The sequence below is a fragment of the Novacetimonas maltaceti genome (genome assembly GCF_002906255.1).
Classification (GTDB): domain Bacteria; phylum Pseudomonadota; class Alphaproteobacteria; order Acetobacterales; family Acetobacteraceae; genus Novacetimonas; species Novacetimonas maltaceti.
This window is the reverse complement of sequence record NZ_POTC01000022.1, coordinates 1-19224: the sequence shown is the minus strand read 5'-3', so window position 1 is coordinate 19224 and position 19224 is coordinate 1. Positions and strand designations below refer to the sequence as shown.

Annotated in this window: 15 protein-coding genes; 7 read left to right on the top strand and 8 right to left on the bottom strand. The window is 63.9% G+C overall.

The window, feature by feature from the left end:
- Positions 1 to 38: 38 nt before the first annotated feature.
- The 4 genes from pheT to rpmI form a co-directional block, all read right to left on the bottom strand.
- Positions 39 to 2501, bottom strand: coding sequence for a phenylalanine--tRNA ligase subunit beta (pheT, locus tag KMAL_RS09140; protein ID WP_110095404.1), 2463 nt, complete (start codon positions 2499 to 2501; stop codon positions 39 to 41).
- Positions 2502 to 2504: 3 nt separating this feature from the next.
- Positions 2505 to 3575, bottom strand: coding sequence for a phenylalanine--tRNA ligase subunit alpha (gene pheS, locus KMAL_RS09135; RefSeq protein ID WP_110095403.1), 1071 nt, complete (start codon positions 3573 to 3575; stop codon positions 2505 to 2507).
- A 204-nt stretch (positions 3576 to 3779) separates the two neighbouring features.
- Positions 3780 to 4136: a 50S ribosomal protein L20 gene (gene rplT / locus KMAL_RS09130; RefSeq protein WP_003620466.1), complete on the bottom strand. Its 357-nt coding sequence runs from the start codon at positions 4134 to 4136 to the stop codon at positions 3780 to 3782.
- A gap of 14 nt (positions 4137 to 4150) precedes the next feature.
- Entirely contained in the window at positions 4151 to 4354 is a 204-nt protein-coding gene (gene rpmI / locus KMAL_RS09125; RefSeq protein WP_012554749.1) for a 50S ribosomal protein L35, read from the bottom strand.
- Between the two features lie 242 nt (positions 4355 to 4596).
- Here rpmI and KMAL_RS09120 point away from each other — a divergent pair, with 242 nt between their 5' ends.
- The 6 genes from KMAL_RS09120 to KMAL_RS09095 all read left to right on the top strand — a co-directional run bounded on the left by KMAL_RS09120 (position 4597) and on the right by KMAL_RS09095 (position 14202).
- Positions 4597 to 5328 (top strand): SDR family NAD(P)-dependent oxidoreductase, encoded by a 732-nt coding sequence (locus KMAL_RS09120; RefSeq protein ID WP_110095402.1) that lies wholly within the window; start codon positions 4597 to 4599, stop codon positions 5326 to 5328.
- A gap of 318 nt (positions 5329 to 5646) precedes the next feature.
- Positions 5647 to 7083: a mannitol dehydrogenase family protein gene (locus tag KMAL_RS09115; protein ID WP_239020047.1), complete on the top strand. Its 1437-nt coding sequence runs from the start codon at positions 5647 to 5649 to the stop codon at positions 7081 to 7083.
- Positions 7084 to 7258: 175 nt separating this feature from the next.
- Entirely contained in the window at positions 7259 to 9628 is a 2370-nt protein-coding gene (locus KMAL_RS09110) for a glucose/quinate/shikimate family membrane-bound PQQ-dependent dehydrogenase (RefSeq protein WP_110095400.1), read from the top strand.
- Between the two features lie 433 nt (positions 9629 to 10061).
- A complete protein-coding gene (locus KMAL_RS09105) occupies positions 10062 to 11390 on the top strand; it encodes a cytochrome c (protein WP_110095399.1) in 1329 nt (442 codons plus the stop codon).
- A gap of 21 nt (positions 11391 to 11411) precedes the next feature.
- Positions 11412 to 11885 (top strand): (2Fe-2S)-binding protein, encoded by a 474-nt coding sequence (locus tag KMAL_RS09100; protein ID WP_110095398.1) that lies wholly within the window; start codon positions 11412 to 11414, stop codon positions 11883 to 11885.
- Positions 11878 to 14202, top strand: coding sequence for a xanthine dehydrogenase family protein molybdopterin-binding subunit (locus KMAL_RS09095; protein WP_110095397.1), 2325 nt, complete (start codon positions 11878 to 11880; stop codon positions 14200 to 14202). The genes KMAL_RS09100 and KMAL_RS09095 overlap by 8 nt, the downstream gene beginning before the upstream one ends.
- 118 nt (positions 14203 to 14320) lie before the next feature.
- Here KMAL_RS09095 and KMAL_RS09090 read toward each other — a convergent pair whose 3' ends face one another.
- The 4 genes from KMAL_RS09090 to KMAL_RS09075 form a co-directional block, all read right to left on the bottom strand.
- On the bottom strand, positions 14321 to 15421 hold the full coding sequence (locus KMAL_RS09090; RefSeq protein WP_110095432.1) for a glycerophosphodiester phosphodiesterase: 1101 nt from the start codon (positions 15419 to 15421) through the stop codon (positions 14321 to 14323).
- Between the two features lie 170 nt (positions 15422 to 15591).
- Entirely contained in the window at positions 15592 to 16338 is a 747-nt protein-coding gene (locus KMAL_RS09085) for an acid phosphatase (RefSeq protein WP_239020046.1), read from the bottom strand.
- Positions 16339 to 16492: 154 nt separating this feature from the next.
- A complete protein-coding gene (gene ppk2 / locus KMAL_RS09080; protein ID WP_239020045.1) occupies positions 16493 to 17404 on the bottom strand; it encodes a polyphosphate kinase 2 in 912 nt (303 codons plus the stop codon).
- Between the two features lie 57 nt (positions 17405 to 17461).
- Positions 17462 to 17647 carry a hypothetical protein gene (locus KMAL_RS09075; protein ID WP_110095430.1) on the bottom strand — a complete coding sequence of 62 codons (186 nt, stop codon included), beginning with the start codon at positions 17645 to 17647 and terminating at the stop codon, positions 17462 to 17464.
- A gap of 388 nt (positions 17648 to 18035) precedes the next feature.
- Here KMAL_RS09075 and KMAL_RS09070 point away from each other — a divergent pair, with 388 nt between their 5' ends.
- Complete coding sequence (locus KMAL_RS09070; protein ID WP_110095395.1) at positions 18036 to 19013, top strand: hypothetical protein; 978 nt, start codon at positions 18036 to 18038, stop codon at positions 19011 to 19013.
- Positions 19014 to 19224: the final 211 nt, after the last annotated feature.

Genomic DNA, 19224 nt, shown 5'->3' with positions numbered 1-19224 from the left:
ATGCGACGCGGCACGGCGCCCCATCGCATCGCGCGCCTTCAGCCACGCAGTTCGGCATTGCAGGTTTTCTGCGCAGCCGCAATCACGCGCGCGCATACCGCCTCGATATCCGCATCGGTCAGGTTGCGGTCCGTGGGCTGGATCGTGATCTCGATGCCCATGGATTTGTGGCCCGCCGGGATCTTGTCGCCTTCATACACGTCAAACAGGCTGACAGCGGAAATCAGGTTGCGTTCAGCCCCCCTGACGGCGCGCAGCAGCTTTTCCGCCGGAACGTCGCCTGCAACGATGAAGGCGAAGTCCCGGTGCAGCGGCTGGAATGGCGACAGGTTGGGCACCGCGCGGCGACGGCGCTTGGGTTCCGGCACATCCTCGATGAACGCCTCGCATCCCACCACCGGCAGGTCGATCCCCCGTTCGGCCAGCAGCGCCGGATGCAGTTGCCCGAAATGGCCCAGCACCAGCTTCGGCCCCTGCCGCACCGTGCCGGAACGGCCCGGATGGTAATGCGCGGGCGCGTCAGGCGTGATGCTCAGCCCCTCCATCGGGGCACCGGCGACACGCAGCACGTCAAGGATGTCCGCCTTTGCGGCCCACAGGTCCACTGCCGTTGCCGCATGGCCGGGGGTGCGCGCCGAATGGCCACTGCGGATGGCGGCCGCGATCTGACGCTGCCCGGCCTCGCCAAAGCCCGCGCCGATTTCAAACAGGCCCAGGTCGGGATAGCCGCGCGCCGCGTTGTGATGCACGGCATTCAGCAGGTTCACCAGCGGCGTGGGCCGCATCTGGTCTAGGTCGGCAGCAATGGGGTTGAGCAGGTGCAGGCTTTCGGGCGTCTCGCCAAAAGCCGCCGCCTGCGCGTGCGCGACGAAGGAGAAGCCGACCGTCTCCAGCAGGCCACGCGCAGCCAGATGCCGCCGCGCAGACGCCGCACGCACCTGCGCGGGCGTCAGCGCGGGCACCGGCACGGCAGACACCGGCGGCAGGGAAACCGCCGGGATCGCATCCATGCCCTCCAGTCGCAGGACCTCCTCGATCAGGTCCACTTCCGAATCCACCGCCATCGCACCCTGCGCCGCACGGGCGGCCTGTTCGGGCGGCAGGTCGCGTCCCTGGTCCAGCACCATCGGCGTTGCGATGTCATTGCGCCATGACGGGACGCTGACGACCACATGCTCCGCATCACGCTCGCGCACCTCGAACCCCAGCCCTTCGAGCGAGGCCACGGCATGATCCGGCGCAACCGTCAGGCCACCCAGCGTCCTGATCCGGTCAAAGCGCAGGTGCGCCGTACGCTGCCATGCAGGCGGCGTCCCGGCGGAGACGACCTCACTGGCCTCCCCCCCGCACAGGTCGAGGATCATGCGCGTCGCGGCTTCGAGCGCCGCGGGAGGCAGGGCCTGGTCCACACCACGTTCGAAACGCTGGCGCGCGTCGGAATGCAGGTTGTGCCGCCGCCCGCTCAGGGCGATATGCACGGGATCGAACAGCGCGCATTCGACGAAGACATCGGTCGTCCCCTCGTCCACGCCGGTCGCCTCGCCCCCCATGATGCCGGCCAGCGACTGCACGCCATTGGCATCGGCGATGACGCAGTCATCCACCGTCATCACATGCTCGCCCCCGTCAAGGGTGCGCAGCGTCTCGCCCGCGCCACGGCAGACGGTCAGGACATTGCCCCCCACCTTCGCCACGTCGAAGACGTGCAGCGGGCGGCCAAGGTCGAACGCGAAATAGTTGGTGATGTCCACCAGCGCGGAAATCGGGCGCAGGCCCACGGATTCCAGACGACGCTGCAGCCATTCCGGGCTGGGGCCGTTGCGCACGCCACGGATCGTGCGCCCCAGCACCCACGGGCAGGCCTCGGCAAAGCTGTCGGCCCATATCAGGGGAGAGGCAAAGTGTCCCTCCACCGTTTCGGCCAGCCATGGCCTGAGCGTTCCCATCCCCGCCGCCGCCAGGTCGCGCGCGATGCCACGGATGGCCAGCGCATCGCCCCGGTTGGGCGTGATGGCGATTTCGATGACCGGGTCATCCATGTCCGCGAACAGGGCATAGGACTGCCCCACCACCGTACCGTCGGGCAGTTCGGCAATGCCGCCGGTTTCCTGACCCAGCCCCAGTTCACGCAGGGAGCACAGCATGCCGCCGCTGGCCTCGCCCCGGATCTTGCCCGCCTTGATGGTGATGTCGCTGCCGGGGATCCATGTGCCCGGCGGTGCGAAGATGACCGACAGGCCCGCGCGCGCGTTGGGCGCGCCGCAGACGACCTGCACGCGCTCGAACCCCTCGCCCGCGTCCACCTGGCAGACGCGCAGGCGGTCGGCGTTGGGGTGCTGTTCCGCCGTAAGGATACGCGCGGTGCGGAACGGGGCGAGGACCGCGCCGCGATCCTCGATCCCCTCGACCTCCAGCCCGATCGTGTTCAGCCGTGCGCACAGTTCCTCAAGGCTTGCCGTGGTATCCAGATGTTCACGCAGCCATGACAGTGAAAACTTCATCGATCACAGACCTTCATGCAGCAGGGCGGGAGACAGGGGGCTGGTTCCGTAATGGCGCAGCCAGCGCACGTCGCTGTCGTAAAAGGAGCGCAGGTCGGGAATGCCATGGCGCAGCATGGTCAGGCGCTCGATCCCCATGCCGAACGCGAATCCCTGCCATTCCCGCGGGTCGAGGCCACAGTTCGCCAGCACGCGCGGATGCACCATGCCGGAACCGAGGACCTCCAGCCAGTCGCCGCCGCCGCCGATCTGCCCCGTCCTGCGCGACCAGCCGATATCGACCTCCATCGACGGCTCGGTAAAGGGAAAGTAGGAGGCCCGGAAACGCACCGGCAGGTCGGGCTGTGCGAAGAACGCGCGCAGGAAATCCGACAGGCAGCCCTTGAGGTGGCCGAGCGTGATGTCACGGTCGATCACCAGCCCCTCGCACTGGTGGAACATCGGCGAATGGGTCGCGTCATGGTCGGCGCGGTAGGTGCGGCCCGGCGCGATGATGCGGATGGGGGGTTCATGCGCCAGCATGGTGCGGATCTGCACGCCCGAAGTCTGGGTCCGCAGCACGCGCTCCACCGTGCCGCCTTCCTCCTGCGGGAGGTAGAACGTGTCCTGATCCGTGCGCGCGGGGTGGTGCGATGGCGTGTTGAGGGCCGCGAAATTGTGCCAGTCGGTCTCGATATCCGGGCCTTCGGCGACCTTGAAGCCCATCGCGCCGAAGATCGCGGTCATTTCCTCGATCGTGCGGGTGATCGGGTGCAGCGTGCCTTCGGCCTGCGGTGCGGCAGGCAGGGTGACATCGACCCGTTCGGCAGCGAGGCGGGCATTGAGGGCCTCGGCCTCGAGCGCCTCCCCACGGGCCGCGATCTCGCGCGAGAGTTCGTCGCGCAGGCGGTTGAGCGCGCTGCCGCGGACCTTGCGCTCCTCCGGCGACATCCGGCCGAGTTCCTTCAGCAGGCCGGTCAGGCGCCCTGACTTGCCCATCGTCGCGACACGCACCTCGTCCCATGCCCGCAGGTCGGGGGCTGCGGCCAGCGCCTTGAGAGTGTCTTGCTTCAGGGTTTCGAGATCGTCACTCATGCTACCTCGCACAGGCTCACCGGACTGGCAGGCCGAGGCGCATTCGACAAATGGCGGCCATGCCGGTCATTGGATAGGGTGGGATGCGACCACGGCGCCGCTGTCGCGCGCGGGGATGCACCCGGGGAACTTAAAAACAAAACGGGCCGCCCGGCAGGACGACCCGTTTCGCGGACCTGTCACCACGCGGGGTGGATGACAGGTTCAGGCCAGAGCGGCCTGCGCCTTCTTGACGATTTCGGCAAAGGTCGCCGCGTCGTCGAACGCAATGGCGGCCAGCACCTTGCGGTCGATCTCGATCCCCGCCTTGTCCAGACCGTTGATGAAACGGCTGTAGGTCAGGCCATGCTCACGCACGGCGGCGTTGATGCGCTGGATCCACAGGGCGCGGAATTCACGCTTCTTGTTGCGACGGTCGCGATAGGCATAGCGAAGGGCCTTTTCAAGCCGTTCGAGCGCAATGCGGTAGTTGGTGGAAGACCGGCCACGGTAACCCTTGGAGAGTTCCAGAACCTTCTTGTGACGGGCGTGTGAGGTAACGCCCCGCTTGACGCGTGCCATGTGTCAGATGCTCCTTATGCCAGCCCGTAGGGCGCCCACTGCTTCACAGTGCGGCCATCCATTTCCGTCAGGGTCTGCGAACCACGGTTGGTGCGCTTCATCTTCTGCGAACGGTTGATAAGGCCGTGACGCTTGTTGCCGGGGCCAGCCAGCACCTTGCCGGTCGCGGTGATCTTGAACCGCTTCTTGACCGACGACTTGGTCTTCATCTTGGGCATTTTCATCTCCATCGGTTTTTCGCGCGCCGCCTGCCCATCGGGCCGGCGGGAACGCGAACGTGACATTGCGGCCGGGCATGCCCTTGACTCAGGCCCGGACGCGCGAACATCGCTGCCTATAGACAAGGCCGCGACACCAATCAAGCCCTGATCGGCCATGGCGCGTTGTCTCTCCCCTGCCGCGCGCCTATAAGGTGGGGGCAAACAGGGGGCGGACAGCCCCCGGACGGAAGGAAACGAGCATGACAGCACGACGCGTGGCGATAGTGACCGGCGGCAGCCGCGGAATTGGGGCCAGCATTGCCGAAGCCCTGGCGAAGGACGGGTTCGACATCGCGATTTCCTATGCCCGCAACGCGACGGCGGCGGAAGAGACGCTGGCGCGGGTCAGGGCGCTTGGCCGCGATGCGCGGGCCTATCGCGCGGGCGAAGGCAACGACGCGGCGCGGGACCTGATCGAACAGGTCGTGCGTGATTTCGGGCGCCTGGACACGCTGGTGTGCAATGCGGGCATCTATCCTTATGCCAGGGTACAGGACATGACGGTGGAGCAGGTGGATGCGACGCTCGGCCTGAACGTGCGCGCCGTGATGCTGGAGACGATGGCCGCCGTGAAGCACATGAAGCGTGGCGGGCGCATCATCCTGATCGGTTCCACCTTTGGCGAACGCGCGCCCTTCCCCGGCATCTCGCTTTACAGCGCGACCAAGGCGGCGCTTGGCGGATTCGTGCGGGGCGCGGCGCGCGACCTCGGGCCGGAGGGCATTACCATCAACGTGATCCAGCCCGGCCCCATCGATACCGACATGAACCCCGCCGATGGCGCGGGTGCTGACATGCTGCGCAGTTTCCTGTGCGTGCCGGAATATGGCAGGCCCGCCGACATCGCCTCCATGGCGGCGTTCCTTGCCCGTCCCGAAAGCGCCAACATCACCGGCGCGGCCCTGAACGTGGACGGCGGACTGTCGGCCTGACAGCCCCACCCCGGCCCTGCCGGCCGGGCTTCCCGCCTGACCGTCGCCATGGGGAACGGGCAGGCAGGCAGGCGTCCGGGAAACATGCCATTTCCCCTATTTCCAGTATCTGCATGGCGCATGAAAAAACGCCCCGGATTACCCAGCAATATTTCGTAATACCGCCCCGCCATGTCCCACCATGCGCGAAATCCTGCCAAAGCGCGTCCCCCGCGCCACCCCTTTCCAAAAACCGGCGGCAGGCACATCACTTTCGCGGGTTGTCACATTTTCCTTTTCTGATTAGGCGTCGTGAATACTTTGCCGTGGAAAATGGTCATGACCATACTCAATTCGACTACCCTGCCCCACCTGCCGCCGGAGATCACGGTTCCCGCCTATGACCGTGCCAAGGTCAGACCGGGCATCGCGCATCTGAGTGTCGGCAATTTCCACCGCGCCCACCAGGCCGTCTATATCGAACGCATCCTTGGCCGCCCGGGACAGGCGGACTGGGGCATCGTGGGCATCGGCCTGATGGACAGCCCGGCCGAGACGGACAAGGCCGACGCCATGAAGGCGCAGGACGGCCTGTATTCCCTGACCGTCTGCGCCCCCGACGCGCCCGATACGGTGCATGTCATCGGCTCGATCGTCGAATACGTCCATGGCCCCGCTGATCGCGCGGCCGTCATTGCACGGCTGGCCGATCCCGCGATCCGCATCGTCAGCATGACGATTACCGAGGGGGGATACTACGTCGATGAAAACGGTCATTTCCCGCTCGACCTTCCCGTCATCGCCGAAGACCTCAAACGCGACGTCCCCCACTCCGCCTTCGGCGTCCTGACCGAGGCGCTGCGCCTGCGCCGTGACCGCGGGGTCGGGCCGTTCACCATCCTGTCGTGCGACAACCTGCCGCAGAATGGCCATGTCGCACGCACGGCCGTCCTGTCGTGGGCGCGCGCGCGCGATGCGGCACTGGCGGAATGGATGGAAGAAAATGTGACCTTCCCGTGCACGATGGTGGACCGCATCACCCCGGCGGTGCGCCCCGACGACGTGCGCCGCCTTGACGGCGCCAGCGGACTGGACGACCGCATCCCCGTCTTCTGCGAGGATTTCATCCAGTGGGTGATCGAGGACAAATTCTGCGCGGGCCGCCCCGAATTCGATGCGGTGGGCGTGCAGTTCACGGGCAACGTCCACCCGTATGAGGAAGTGAAGCTGCGGATGCTCAATGCCTCGCACTCGCTTCTTGGCCTGTCGGGCGTGCTGTCGGGATACCGCATCGTCAGCGACATCATGGCCGACATGTATGAAGTGGCGCTGGTGGAGCGTTACCTCGGCTATGACGCCGAACCGCTGCTGCTGCGGCGTTTCCGCAACCATGCGATCAGTGACCAGTTGCTGCGCATCGCGTCGGACAGCACGTCCAAGCTGCAGATGTTCGTCCGCGAGACCGCAATGGGGGTGCTGGCGACGCACCGCAATCCCGTGCGCATCGCGTTCCTGATCGCATGCTACCTTGAATACCTGCGTGGGCATGACGATAACGGCGCGACCTATCCGATCGTGGAGCCACACCTGAGTGCGCAGGACCGTGCCCTTGCCACCGGCGCGGACATTGATGCGGCGCTGGGCATGACGGTCTTTTCCGGCTGGGGCCTTGCGGACTCCGAAGATTTCGTCACGCGCTATCGCACGATCCGGCAGTCCATCCGCACGCATGGGACACGCCGGACACTGGCGGAGGTCGTCCTCACGGCAGAATAACCCCCTCCCTTTCCCACCTTCATGAACTGTCGCCCTTCCCGCCTGCCATACCCCCATGGCGGGACGGGATGACACGTCATCGTCAAAAATAACCTCTTGACCTGGGGGCGCTTTATAAGCTGTCTCCTTGAGCAAAGCGTTCGCGCGCCTTTTTTTCGCTTTGTTCAGGATGATCATGAATACGCCCCCTCCCCGTCCCGGCCCCACTCTCCTCATCGTCATCGCCGTATGTGCGATATCCGGTCTTTATCTGCTTGGTGGTGGCCTGTGGCTGGCGGTTCTCGGGGGGTCTTTCTACTATGTCCTCGCTGGCGCGGCGCTGCTGGCAACGGCATGGATGCTGTGGATACGTTCCCAGGCCGCGCTGAGCCTCTATGCCGTCCTGCTGGCAGGCACGATGATCTGGGCCGTGCGGGAGGTCGGGTTCGATTTCTGGGCGCTCGCCCCGCGTGGCGATATCCTCGTGCCGATCGGACTCCTGTTCTTCCTGCCGGGTGTCACGCGCTCGCTCTCGACGCAGGCGCGCCCGCCGCGCCTTGCGCTCGGCGCTGTCATTGCCGTGGCGGTGGCCGTGGTCGGGATCGCCCTGACGCAGGACCCGCAGGACATCGCCGGCAGCCTGCCGCCCGTGGCGCAGAACGCCCCGACGCCGGGTGACGCGAACGAAATGCCCGACGCGGACTGGCAGGCCTATGGCCGGACGGAATTCGGGGACCGCTTCTCCCCGCTCAAGCAGATCACGGCCGCCAATGTCAGCAAACTGAAGGTCGCATGGACCTTCCGCACCGGCGACATGCGCGGTCCCGGCGACCCGGGCGAGACGACGGACGAGGTCACGCCGATCAAGATCCGCGATACGGTCTATCTGTGCTCCCCGCACCAGATCCTGTTCGCGCTTGACGCCGCCACGGGCAAGCAGCGGTGGAAATTCGACCCGCAGATCGTCCACAACCCGACCTTCCAGCACCTGACCTGCCGTGGTGTCTCCTACCACGAGGCAAAGGCCGACGCCGATGCCGCACCTACCGAATGTGCGCAGCGCATCTTCCTGCCGACCAATGACGGCCGCCTGTTCGCCCTTGACGCGCATAGCGGCGAACGCTGCCACGGGTTTGGCAAGGACGGGGAAATCGACCTGAAGGACGGCATGACGGTCAAGACACCCGGATTTTACGAACCCACATCCCCGCCGGTGGTGACCGACAGCATGGTCATTGTCTCCGGCGCGGTGACGGACAATTATTCCACGCATGAACCCTCTGGCGTCACGCGCGGGTTCGACGTCAACACGGGCGAACTGAAATGGGCGTTCGACCCGGGCAACCCGGACCCGAACGAAATGCCGTCCGAGCAGCATCATTTCGTGCCCAATTCACCCAATTCGTGGATCACGGCGTCCTATGACCCGCACCTGGACCTGGTCTATATCCCCATGGGCGTGCAGACCCCCGACATCTGGGGCGGAAACCGCAATGCGGATGCCGAACGCTATGCCAGTTCGATCGTCGCCCTGAACGCATCGACCGGCAAACTGGCGTGGAGCTACCAGACCGTGCACCATGACCTGTGGGACATGGATATCCCGGCACAGCCCAGCCTGGTGGACATCCGCAATGCCGATGGCGAAATCGTCCCCACCCTGTATGCCCCTGCGAAAACCGGCAACATCTTCGTGCTGGACCGCCGCAACGGGAAACTGGTGGTGCCCGCGCCCGAACGTCCCGTCCCGCAGGGTGCGGCGCCGGGGGATCACCTGTCGGCGACGCAGCCTTTCTCCCAACTGACATTCCGTCCCAAGAAGAATCTGACGGATGCGGACATGTGGGGTGGCACGATGTTCGACCAACTGATCTGCCGCATCATGTTCCACCAGCTTCGCTATGACGGGCCGTTCACGCCGCCGTCGCTTCAGGGCACGCTGGTCTTCCCCGGCAACCTGGGCATGTTCGAATGGGGCGGGCTTGCGGTTGACCCGGTCCGGCAGATCGCGATCGCCAACCCGATCGCCATCCCGTTCGTCTCCACCCTGATCCCGCGTGGCCCGAACAACCCCGCGACCCCGGACAAGTCCCTGCCGTCCGGCAGCGAAAGTGGCGTGCAGCCGCAGTTCGGCGTGCCCTATGGCGTGGACCTGCATGCGTTCCTGTCGCCGCTGGGCCTGCCGTGCAAGCAGCCCGCGTGGGGATACATGTCGGGCATCGACCTGCGCACGAACAAGATCGTGTGGAAGCACCGCAACGGCACGATCCGTGACAGCGCGCCGCTGCCGCTGCCGTTCAAGATGGGCGTGCCCAGCCTTGGCGGCCCGCTGACGACCGCAGGTGGCGTGGCGTTCCTGACCTCCACGCTCGATTATTATATCCGTGCCTATGACGTCACGACCGGACAGCAGCTGTGGCAGGACCGCCTGCCTGCCGGTGGGCAGTCGACGCCCATGACCTATGCCGTCAACGGGCGCCAGTTCATCGTGACGGCCGATGGCGGCCATGGCTCGTTCGGCACGAAGATGGGCGATTACGTGGTCGCCTACAGCCTGCCGGAATAACAGCCGGCACCCGCAACATGCCGGGGACGACAATCCGTGTCGTCCCCGCTTGACCCGGCGGCGCGTGTCTGTATATAAGCGGATATAGACATCCCGCCGGGAAAATTCATTTCCCCGTGCACACTGCCCCATCTGCCATCAGGCCCCTGTAAAAGCCACTTATTCAGGCTTTTACAGAAGATTTCCCATGGGGTATGAAAATCCAAATAAGTCTTATAGGCGTTTTCACCTTACGTTGGGTGGAAGCCCTTGACTAGGAAACAGAAGACTTACTGTCCGCCGCGAGGAGGAGCGCCGATGCGCGTCCTGCCATCCGGTGCCGGAAGGCAGCGTGCACGCGCATGCTGATTTCGTTGTTTCTGAAGACGTAGCGCCGAAACTCGGGGCGGATGATACGGGGTGATCTAATGACTTTCACAACCGCGAGAACATCGTGATTAAACGCATTGCAGCAGCGATTGTGGGAATCGGTGTCGCCGGAGGCGTCGGATTCCTTGCTTACGCGTGGTATCCGGAGATTTCTCCGGTCGCACCGCCACCTCCTTCCTCCTTCAGCAAGGCGCAGATCGAACGCGGCCGCGTGCTTGCCGCAGGCGGCTACTGTGCGGAATGCCATACCCGCACCGATGGCAAGCGCGGCATCGAACTGGCTGGCGACTACAAGATGGACACGCCCTTTGGCGCCATCTTCTCCTCCAACATCACGCCAGACCCGGAAACCGGCATCGGCCACTGGTCCGAAGCGGCGTTCAAGCGTGCGATGCGCAAGGGCATTTCGCGTGACGGCACGCAGCTGTTCCCGGCCTTCCCGTTCGACCATTTCACGCACATGACGGACCAGGACATCGACGATGTCTATGCGTTCCTGATGACGCGTGAGCCGGTGCATTCGGTCAAGCGTGAAAACACGGTCGCCTTCCCGTTCAACATCCGCCTCGAACAGGCCGGGTGGAAGCTGCTCTTCCTGCATGAAGGGCCGCTGAAGAACAACAACGCGAAGGATGCGGAATGGAACCGTGGCGCGTACCTGGCCGAAGGGCTGAGCCACTGCTCCGCCTGCCATACGCCACGCAACGCCATGGGCGCGGAAAAGAGCAGCGCGCCCTATGATGGTGCGCCGGTCGATAACTGGATCGCGCCCCCGCTCAATGAACACAACCCGACCCCGGTCGTGTGGACCGAGGACGAGTTCTTCAAGTACCTGCGCTATGGCTCCGCCCCGCTGCACGGCAGTGCCGCCGGCCCGATGTCGCCCGTCGTCCATGGCGGCCTGAGCGAGATGCCGGAATCCGACGTGCATGCGATCGCGCACTACCTTGCGGATATCGACAAGGCGTCAAGCCGCGTCAGCGAGGACCCCAAGGCCATCGCCTGGGCCATGAAGGCCTCCATGCGTGACCTGGTCGGCCCGCAGACGGACCCGAACGCACGGCTGTATGCCGGGGCCTGCGCCGCGTGCCACGCCAATGCCGGGCCGCAGCCGGTCGAAGGCCGCCCCGACCTGGCGCTGAACAATGCGCTGTGGCTGGATGAACCGACCAACCTGTACCAGGTGATCCTGCATGGGATCGGAACGACAGAAGGCATCTCCACCGCCTCGATGCCGAGCTTCTATCATTCCTTCTCCGACGCGGACCTCGCACGTCTGGCCGCCTACCTGCGCGCCACGCGGACGACCCTGAAACCCTGGACCGACCTTGAGAAGAAAGCCGCGGATGTCCGCAAGACGCTGGCTGCCTCTCCTGTCGCCTCTTCTCATTGAGATGAAAGACGGAGCTAGAACATGACGACCTTTCACCTCAATGGACGCGAAGTCACCGTTGACGTCCCGGAAGATACCCCCCTGCTGTGGGTCATCCGTGACGAAGTCGGCCTGACCGGGACGAAATTCGGCTGTGGCATCGGCATGTGCGGTGCGTGCACCGTGCATATCGGCGGTCGCGCCACGCGTTCGTGCATCACGCCCGTCAGCGCCGCCGAAGGCGCCGACATCACCACGATCGAGGGCCTCGACCCCGAGGGCAAGCATCCCGTGCAGGAAGCCTGGCGCGAACTGCAGGTGCCGCAGTGCGGCTACTGCCAGTCCGGGCAGATCATGCAGGCCGTCAGCCTGCTCAAGGATTATCCCTCCCCCACGGATGAGGAAATCGACGCGGTCATGGCCGGGAGCCTGTGCCGCTGCATGACCTACATTCGCATACGCGAGGCCATCAAGAAGGCCGCGGCAGCCGCACGCGGAGATTCGTCAAATGGGTAGACTGAACCGTTTTCTTACCGGGAAAGGCTCCGGCGCTGGACAGGGACTGTCGCGGCGTGGCTTCCTTGTCACCTCGCTTGGCGCGGGCGTCATGTTCGGCTTTGCCCGGCAGGCTTCGGCCAACCAGATTTTCCCGCTTGACAAATCCGGTCCCGGCGACGGGGCGTTCGAGCCCACGATCTGGTGTTCGATCGCGCCGGATGGGGAAATCACGGTCAACATCATCCGAGCGGAAATGGGCCAGCATATCGGCTCCGCCCTTGCCCGCATCATCGCGGACGAGATGGAAGCCGACTGGGAAAAGGTCCGCATCAATTACGTCGATACCGATCCCAAGTGGGGCCTGATGGTCACGGGCGGGAGCTGGTCGGTGTGGATGACGTGGGACGTCTTCCGCCAGGCGGGGGCTGCAACGCGCACGGCGCTGGTGGAAGAGGCCGCACGCCTGCTTGGCACGACACCGGACAAGTGCACCGTCAGCAGGAGCATCGTGTCGGCCGCCAACGGCAAGCAGATCAGCTTTGGCGACATTGTCGCACAGGGCCATCCAAGCCATTCCTTCACCCCCGAAGAAATGGCCAAGCTGCCCCTGAAGCCCGCGAGCGAGCGTCGCCTGATCGGCAATTCCGAACTCAAGAAGGCGCTGGACATCCCTGCCAAGACCACGGGCGAGGCCATCTATGGCATCGACGCGAAGGTCGAGGGCATGGTCTATGCCCGCCCGAAGATGCCGCCGACGCGCTATGGCTCCAAGGTGCGTTCGGTTGATGACAGCGAGGCGCGCAAGGTCAAGGGCTATATCCGTTACCTGAAGATCGACGACCCGTCGGGCGTCGTGCAGGGATGGGTCGTGGTACTGGCCAGCAGCTATGCCGCCGCCATCCGTGCGACCGATGCGCTGAAGGTGGACTGGATCCCCGGCGAAACCGCCCATGTCAGCGAACGCGACATCCAGGATCGCGGTCGCGAACTGATCAACCACAAGGAAGGTGGCGTCTACGTCTTCAATGACGATGGCGTGGACCAGGCATTCAGTTCGGCCCATACGGTCATGGACAAGGAATATACCTGCGCCTCCGTCCTGCATTACCAGCTGGAGCCGACGAATGCCCTCGCCTTCGTCAAGGATGGCGTGTACGAGATCCATGCCGGCAACCAGTGGCAGTCGCTGATCCTGCCGACACTGGCCAAGGCGCTGGAAGTGCCCGAAAGCAAGGTGCTGCTGCGCAGCTACCTGCTGGGTGGCGGGTTCGGGCGTCGCCTGAACGGGGATTACATGATCCCGGCCGCCCTTGCCTCCAAGGCGCTGGGTGGCAAGCCGGTCAAGCTGATCCTGACGCGTTCGGACGACATGGTGTTCGATTCCTTCCGCTCCCCTTCGGTGCAGCGGGTGCGCATGGCGTTCGATGCGTCCAGCAAGATCACCGCCATGGATTACCAGGCGGCGGCGGGCTGGCCCACCGGCGTCATGGCCGAAGCGTTCATGTCCAAGGGCGTCAATGACGTGCCCTATGACCAGTTCGCGATTGCGGGTGCCGACCACTGGTACGAGGTCGGTGCGTTCCGCGTGCGCGCGCTGCGCAACGACCTGGCGGAAAAGACCTTCCGTCCCGGCTGGCTGCGTTCGGTCAGTCCCGGCTGGACCAGTTGGGGGGTGGAATGCTTCCTTGACGAAGTTGCCCATGCGCAGAAGAAGGACCCCGTGCAGTTCCGTCTGGAACTGCTGACCGGTGCGGGCCGCAACAAGGGCGAGGCCCCGGATGCGGTCGGTGGTGCGCTGCGGCAGGCGGCGGTGCTGCGCCGTCTGGCCGAAAAGGTTGGCTGGGGCAAGCAGAAGCTGCCCAAGGACACGGCGCTGGGCATCTGCACCACGGCGGGCCAGGAACGTGGCATGCCGACATGGATCGCATGCTGTGCGCAGGTTCATGTGGACCGTGCCACCGGGGTTGTCCGCTGCGAAAAGCTGACGATCGTGGTCGATGCGGGCACCGTGGTCGATCCCGACGGCGCACGCGCGCAGACCGAGGGCGCGGCCCTGTGGGGCCTGAGCATGGTCCTGTTCGAAAACACGGAAATCGTGAACGGACAGCCGGTGGACCGGAACCTGAACACCTATACCCCGCTGCGTATTGCGGATACGCCGGAGATGGACATCGAGTTCCTGCCGAGCACCGAAAAACCGATGGGCCTGGGTGAACCCGGCACCACGGTGGTCGGTCCGGCCATTGGCAACGCGATCTTCAATGCCGTGGGCGTGCGGCTGCGTCATATGCCGGTGCGTCCGGCGGACGTGCTGCGCGGGCTTCAGGGAAGCTGAACCCGTCCCGTGCAGGGGTTATGAAAAAGGGGGCTGGCATATCATGTGCCAGCCCCCTTTTTTTTCGTTATGCCCGTAAAAAATCAGCCGGCCATAAAGGCAATGTTAATAAGCAAAATCACATCCGCACGGCCTGGCGGCCAAGGGCCGGATCGTCGGTGAAGAACCCGTCGAGCCCGAGGTCGAGATACCGCCGGATTTCCGCAATCGACCCTTCGGGATTGCGGACATTGTCCCCCATTGCATTGCGCAGTTGCAGCGGCAGGAAACAGTTTTCCGGGCGGAATGTATAGGAATGGACCAGAAGTCCCGCCCGATGTGCGTCATCAATCAGGGACGATGGCGCAAGCCATGCCCCGGACCCGTCGCGCGGGATGATATCGACATTCGACGGGCCGATGACATCGGCATACTGCCGCACGTCACGCAGGGCCGCAGGCGTCATCAGATCCCCGAATGTCGTGCCATGGCCGGACGCGGCAAGGTCGGGTACGCGCTGCGTACGTTCCCCCATCAGGAACATCAGGCGTGCCTGCGGGTTGATCGCCCTGACCCTGCCATACAGCATCTTCAGGTTCGTGGTCTCAAAGGACTGCACTTCCAGCGGGCAGTAACGCGTATATTCATGCGCGCCGATAACCTGCAGGAACGTCTCCTCCGGCGTATGGCCGAGCTTGTGGAAATAGGTCGAGTTCTTGATTTCGGGGATCAGGCCGATCACACGTCCCCGCGCGGCGGCCTCCGCCGCGACGAAATCGATGACCTCCTCAAATGTGGGGATATCAAAATGCCCGTCGTAACGCGTGTTGTGCGCACGCACCGCGGGCAGGCGTTCGCGCGCGCGCAGGGTCTTGAGTTCCTTCAGCGTGAAATCCGTCGTGAACCACCCTGTTTCCGACACGCCGTCAATGACAACGGTCCGTTTCCGCGATGCGAATTCCGGATGATCGGCAACATCCGATGTCCCTGCAATGTTGCTTTCATGGCGCGCCACCAGCACGCCGTCACTGGTGGGGACGAGGTCGGGTTCGATAAAATCGGCACCATCCGCGATGGCCCGGGCATAGGACGCCAGCGTATGTTCCGGGCGCAGGGCGGACGCGCCACGGTGCGCCATGACCAGCGGCACGGGCGCCAGCGCGGGGGCGGCATGGCCCGGCCTTACCGGGAACATGGCGACACCCCCCGCCAGTATGAGTGCCCGCCTGCGTGTCAGCATGGCCTTGTCCATCAGTCTTTTTCCAGTTGCGGTCCCGTTTGCACACCAGCGGAACGGGGACTCTCCTAAACACGACAGATGCCACGGCGGGGCCGCGACATGCCGGGCATCATGCCCGTCAATGCAAACGGGGGCAGGCGCTGCTTTCGCCCCTGCCCCCGTTACATGGGTCAGAGGGGGGAATGGGTCGCGGCGTCCTGCTCGATCGCGCAGGCCTGCGCATTGGGGGCGGAAGACGCCTGACGCAGGCCCGCCAGTTCCGTCCGCGCCGCATCCAGATCGGCACGGAACGCCGGATTGCCGTGCATGGCGGCGATATCCGCCGACGCGCTCATGTATCCTTCCAGCACGTCACTGGCCCAGTGCACGCCGCAGACGATGCGGCTTTCACCGAACACACGCCCGCGTTGCAGGATTTCGGTCGACCGGTCCGGCAGCAGTTCCGCCAGCACCAGCGCCGTACTCCACCCCAGGATCGTATGCCCCGACGGATAGGCCCCGGACGTGGCCAGATGGGCACGGTCCGATTCCGTGCAGATCGGCTGGTTGTTCCCCACGAAGGGACGCGGCCGATGCCATGTGGACTTGGCGTATCGCATGGCGGGGCCTTCGCTGGAATCCATCCTGCTGATCAGCGCGACAAGGCGCGGTGCCTTGCGGGCATCAAGCGTAAACCCGGCAGCACAGGAATAACTGCGCAGCAGGGACTCCATGCTCAGGTCCGCATCGGATGTCGCCAGCGCCCAGCGCGCGCCCCCTTTCAACCCGCGCGTGGATTGAAAGGCATGGTCGTCGGCCGCCTGTCGCGCCGACCCGGCCTGAGGCGGCGGCGGCAGGTACCGGGTCGCGTCCGGCTGTGTCGCTGGGGTCAGGTATCCCGCATCTGGCACTTTTGCAGGCTGTGGCGCCAGTGCCACGCAATTTCCCGAAACCATGAACAACGACGTACACAGCACTGGCAATAGATAATGTTTCCGCATGACATCCCACAATAATGAAATCACGATAACGCACCAAAGGCAGGACATGGCCCTGCCTTCCTTCCGGACGGTGACATGCCTGTCCCTTTTTTCAATACAAATCCGGAACGATCATGTCATCAGGGACAGGCTGGCGGATATAATCCGGATTGAACACGCGCTCCGGCAGGGTGACTTCGGGCTTTTCCACGTCCCGGTAAGGAATCTGCGACAGCAGGTGGCTGATGCAGTTCAGGCGCGCTTTCTTCTTGTTGACAGCAGGCACGATCCACCATGGGGCCTCTGGAATGTTGGAGCGTTCCAGCATGATTTCCTTGGCAAGGGTATAGGCCTCCCACCGCCGGCGACTTTCAAGGTCCATCGGGCTGAGCTTCCACTGTTTCAGTGGATCTTCCATCCGGGCCCGAAACCGCAGTTCCTGTTCATCATCGGAAATTGAAAACCAGTATTTGACAATCTGGATCCCGCTGCGCACCAGCATCCGCTCGAACTCCGGCACGGAGCGGAAGAATTCCTCATATTCCGCATCGGTGCAGAAATTCATCACCCGCTCCACCCCGGCGCGGTTGTACCAACTGCGGTCGAACAGCACGATTTCACCTGCGGCAGGCAGATGGCTGACATATCGCTGGAAATACCACTGCGTGCGTTCGCGGTCATTGGGCGCAGGCAGGGCGGCGACGCGGCATATGCGCGGGTTGAGGCGCTGTGTGATCCGCTTGATGACACCGCCCTTTCCCGCTGCATCGCGTCCTTCGCAGATCACGACCAGCCGGTGCCCGGTCTCCTTGACCCAGTCCTGCAGTTTCACCAGTTCGCCCTGCAGGCGCAGGAGGTCGCGGAAGTAGGTCTGCCGGAAATCCAGCGGATCACACCCCTCCCCCGTCCCGAGGCGGGCATCGTCAAGCTCGAGTTCGATTTCCTCATCAAGGTCATCAAGGATTTCTTCACGCATGCGAACCTTGTCCGGCATGTCGCGATCGTGACCAGACCTGTAATTCATGAAGGAACCCGCATCCCGTTCAGGTTGCACCGCAGGGGCATGGCCCATGCACCATGTTCAGAATTCGTCGTGGATATAGGCATCCTCATCATCCACAGGCGGGAGGTCGCAGGAGGACAGGTCGCAGGAAGGCGGCTGCGTGTTTCTGGCCTGTTCATACCGACGTCCCTTCCATACCAGCACAAGCGCGGGACGCCATTCGCAAATGGTGTCCTGCTTCTTTTCACGTGACGTATCCTGCATGATCCACCCTTTGCCGAACCAATGGACCTGCGGACCATAGTCCTGATTTCCCACGGGAATTATGAACGTTTTCTGAAACTATGTTTCGTTTTAGAAACATAATTCCGCCCGCAGGCAGGGAACCTTGCCCGCATCCGCACGATCTGTATCCGGACCGGCGCATGCCAACGCATGCCCGGCCCCCGCCCCTGCCGGGCATGTCCTGTCATGTGGCCACTTTCTTGTTGCAAATGATATTCGTTTGCAATATGAAAAAGGAACTCACGGCGTATCAGACAGTTCCCCAACCGTCGATTTCCCAGCCCTATCGCCGTGAAAACTCTGCGGCATCGCCCACCTGCCTACGGGCGATGCCGCACTTTTTTTTCCGTGCAGGGATCAAGCCACCATGTCCGAAACCACAGGATGCTCCGCCGACTGGCACCTTGAGCACTCCCGCCCCGCCCTGTTCCTTGATTATTTCAACCCGCGCACTTCCTTCGCCGCACAGGCCAACACACTGGTCACGCGGTTCCGCGATATTCAGGCATTGTGTGACGAACATGCCCCCCCGCCCGAACTGACGCGCCTTCGCAATGAGCTGGCTTTCCACCTGGTCAAGATGTCACGCTGGTGGGGGTTCGATTTCTGTCCGCGCGGCGTCACCAATGTCCGCAATCCGCTGTTCATGGCCTATGTAAAGGCGCATATCGAACATTCGCTCGAGGATGAAAGCCTGTTCGACCTCCTGACGGTACAGCGCTACATGCATGCGGGCGATGCGGGACACCTCCTTGTGCTGGGAGGGGAAACCGGAACGGACCCGGCGCTGGGCGTACTGTTCGGTATCGACGGGCAGCGCGGTTTCCGCTTTGCCATAGGATCGGTGGGCCTTGCGCCATTATGGAACGGGCAGACCTATCCCGATTTCGCCAGCATGTGGCTGTCAGCGCAGGCAGTGCATGCGCTGATCGCCGACAGCCATGCCAATGTGCAGGAATATGAAACCGCCCATCGGGAACATATCCAGGCGCGTGCATGGCACAGGCGGCATTTCCATCGCCATATCACCCGCCCTGCGCTGGACATGTATGTCCAGGCCGGGTCCCAGCTTGACAGTTGCCAGTCCGCATTTGGCCGGGCCGAATTCGAGACGATCGTGAACCGGGCGGCCTTTCACATCGCCCGGACCGCATTTCACCACAACATGACGATTGCGGACATGATCGGCACAAGCGGCCTGCGGGACATGGGACTGCGCCAGGCGAACACGATCAAGCGGCAAGCACGGACCTATATCATGACCTGCATTGATCCGATCGAGCGCCCGGAAATGGATATCCTGCTTGACCGTGTCATCTCATACCTGCCACGGCGCTGCACCTGAAGCCGCGCCGTGGGCCGTCATCAGGCGGAAACGGGGCTTACCAGCCCCCCCATCCCCAACCACCATAGGGATAGCCGTAATATCCGGGATACCCGTAATAGCCATAACCGGGATATCCGTAATACGGGTAAGGCACGCCCCAGCCGGGCCCGCGATCCCAGCCGCCGCCCCAACCGCCACGGTCCCAGCCACCTCCACGCGGGCCACCCCC

Bases quoted from the DNA above. Each gene is read 5' to 3' on its own strand.
- pheT (WP_110095404.1), bottom strand. From the start codon at position 2,501: ATGAAGTTTTCACTGTCATGGCTGCGTGAACATCTGGATACCACGGCA.
- pheS (WP_110095403.1), bottom strand. From the start codon at position 3,575: ATGAGTGACGATCTCGAAACCCTGAAGCAAGACACTCTCAAGGCGCTG.
- rplT (WP_003620466.1), bottom strand. From the start codon at position 4,136: ATGGCACGCGTCAAGCGGGGCGTTACCTCACACGCCCGTCACAAGAAG.
- rpmI (WP_012554749.1), bottom strand. From the start codon at position 4,354: ATGCCCAAGATGAAGACCAAGTCGTCGGTCAAGAAGCGGTTCAAGATC.
- KMAL_RS09120 (WP_110095402.1), top strand. From the start codon at position 4,597: ATGACAGCACGACGCGTGGCGATAGTGACCGGCGGCAGCCGCGGAATT.
- KMAL_RS09115 (WP_239020047.1), top strand. From the start codon at position 5,647: ATGACCATACTCAATTCGACTACCCTGCCCCACCTGCCGCCGGAGATC.
- KMAL_RS09110 (WP_110095400.1), top strand. From the start codon at position 7,259: ATGAATACGCCCCCTCCCCGTCCCGGCCCCACTCTCCTCATCGTCATC.
- KMAL_RS09100 (WP_110095398.1), top strand. From the start codon at position 11,412: ATGACGACCTTTCACCTCAATGGACGCGAAGTCACCGTTGACGTCCCG.
- KMAL_RS09095 (WP_110095397.1), top strand. From the start codon at position 11,878: ATGGGTAGACTGAACCGTTTTCTTACCGGGAAAGGCTCCGGCGCTGGA.
- KMAL_RS09090 (WP_110095432.1), bottom strand. From the start codon at position 15,421: ATGCTGACACGCAGGCGGGCACTCATACTGGCGGGGGGTGTCGCCATG.
- ppk2 (WP_239020045.1), bottom strand. From the start codon at position 17,404: ATGAATTACAGGTCTGGTCACGATCGCGACATGCCGGACAAGGTTCGC.
- KMAL_RS09075 (WP_110095430.1), bottom strand. From the start codon at position 17,647: ATGCAGGATACGTCACGTGAAAAGAAGCAGGACACCATTTGCGAATGG.
- KMAL_RS09070 (WP_110095395.1), top strand. From the start codon at position 18,036: ATGTCCGAAACCACAGGATGCTCCGCCGACTGGCACCTTGAGCACTCC.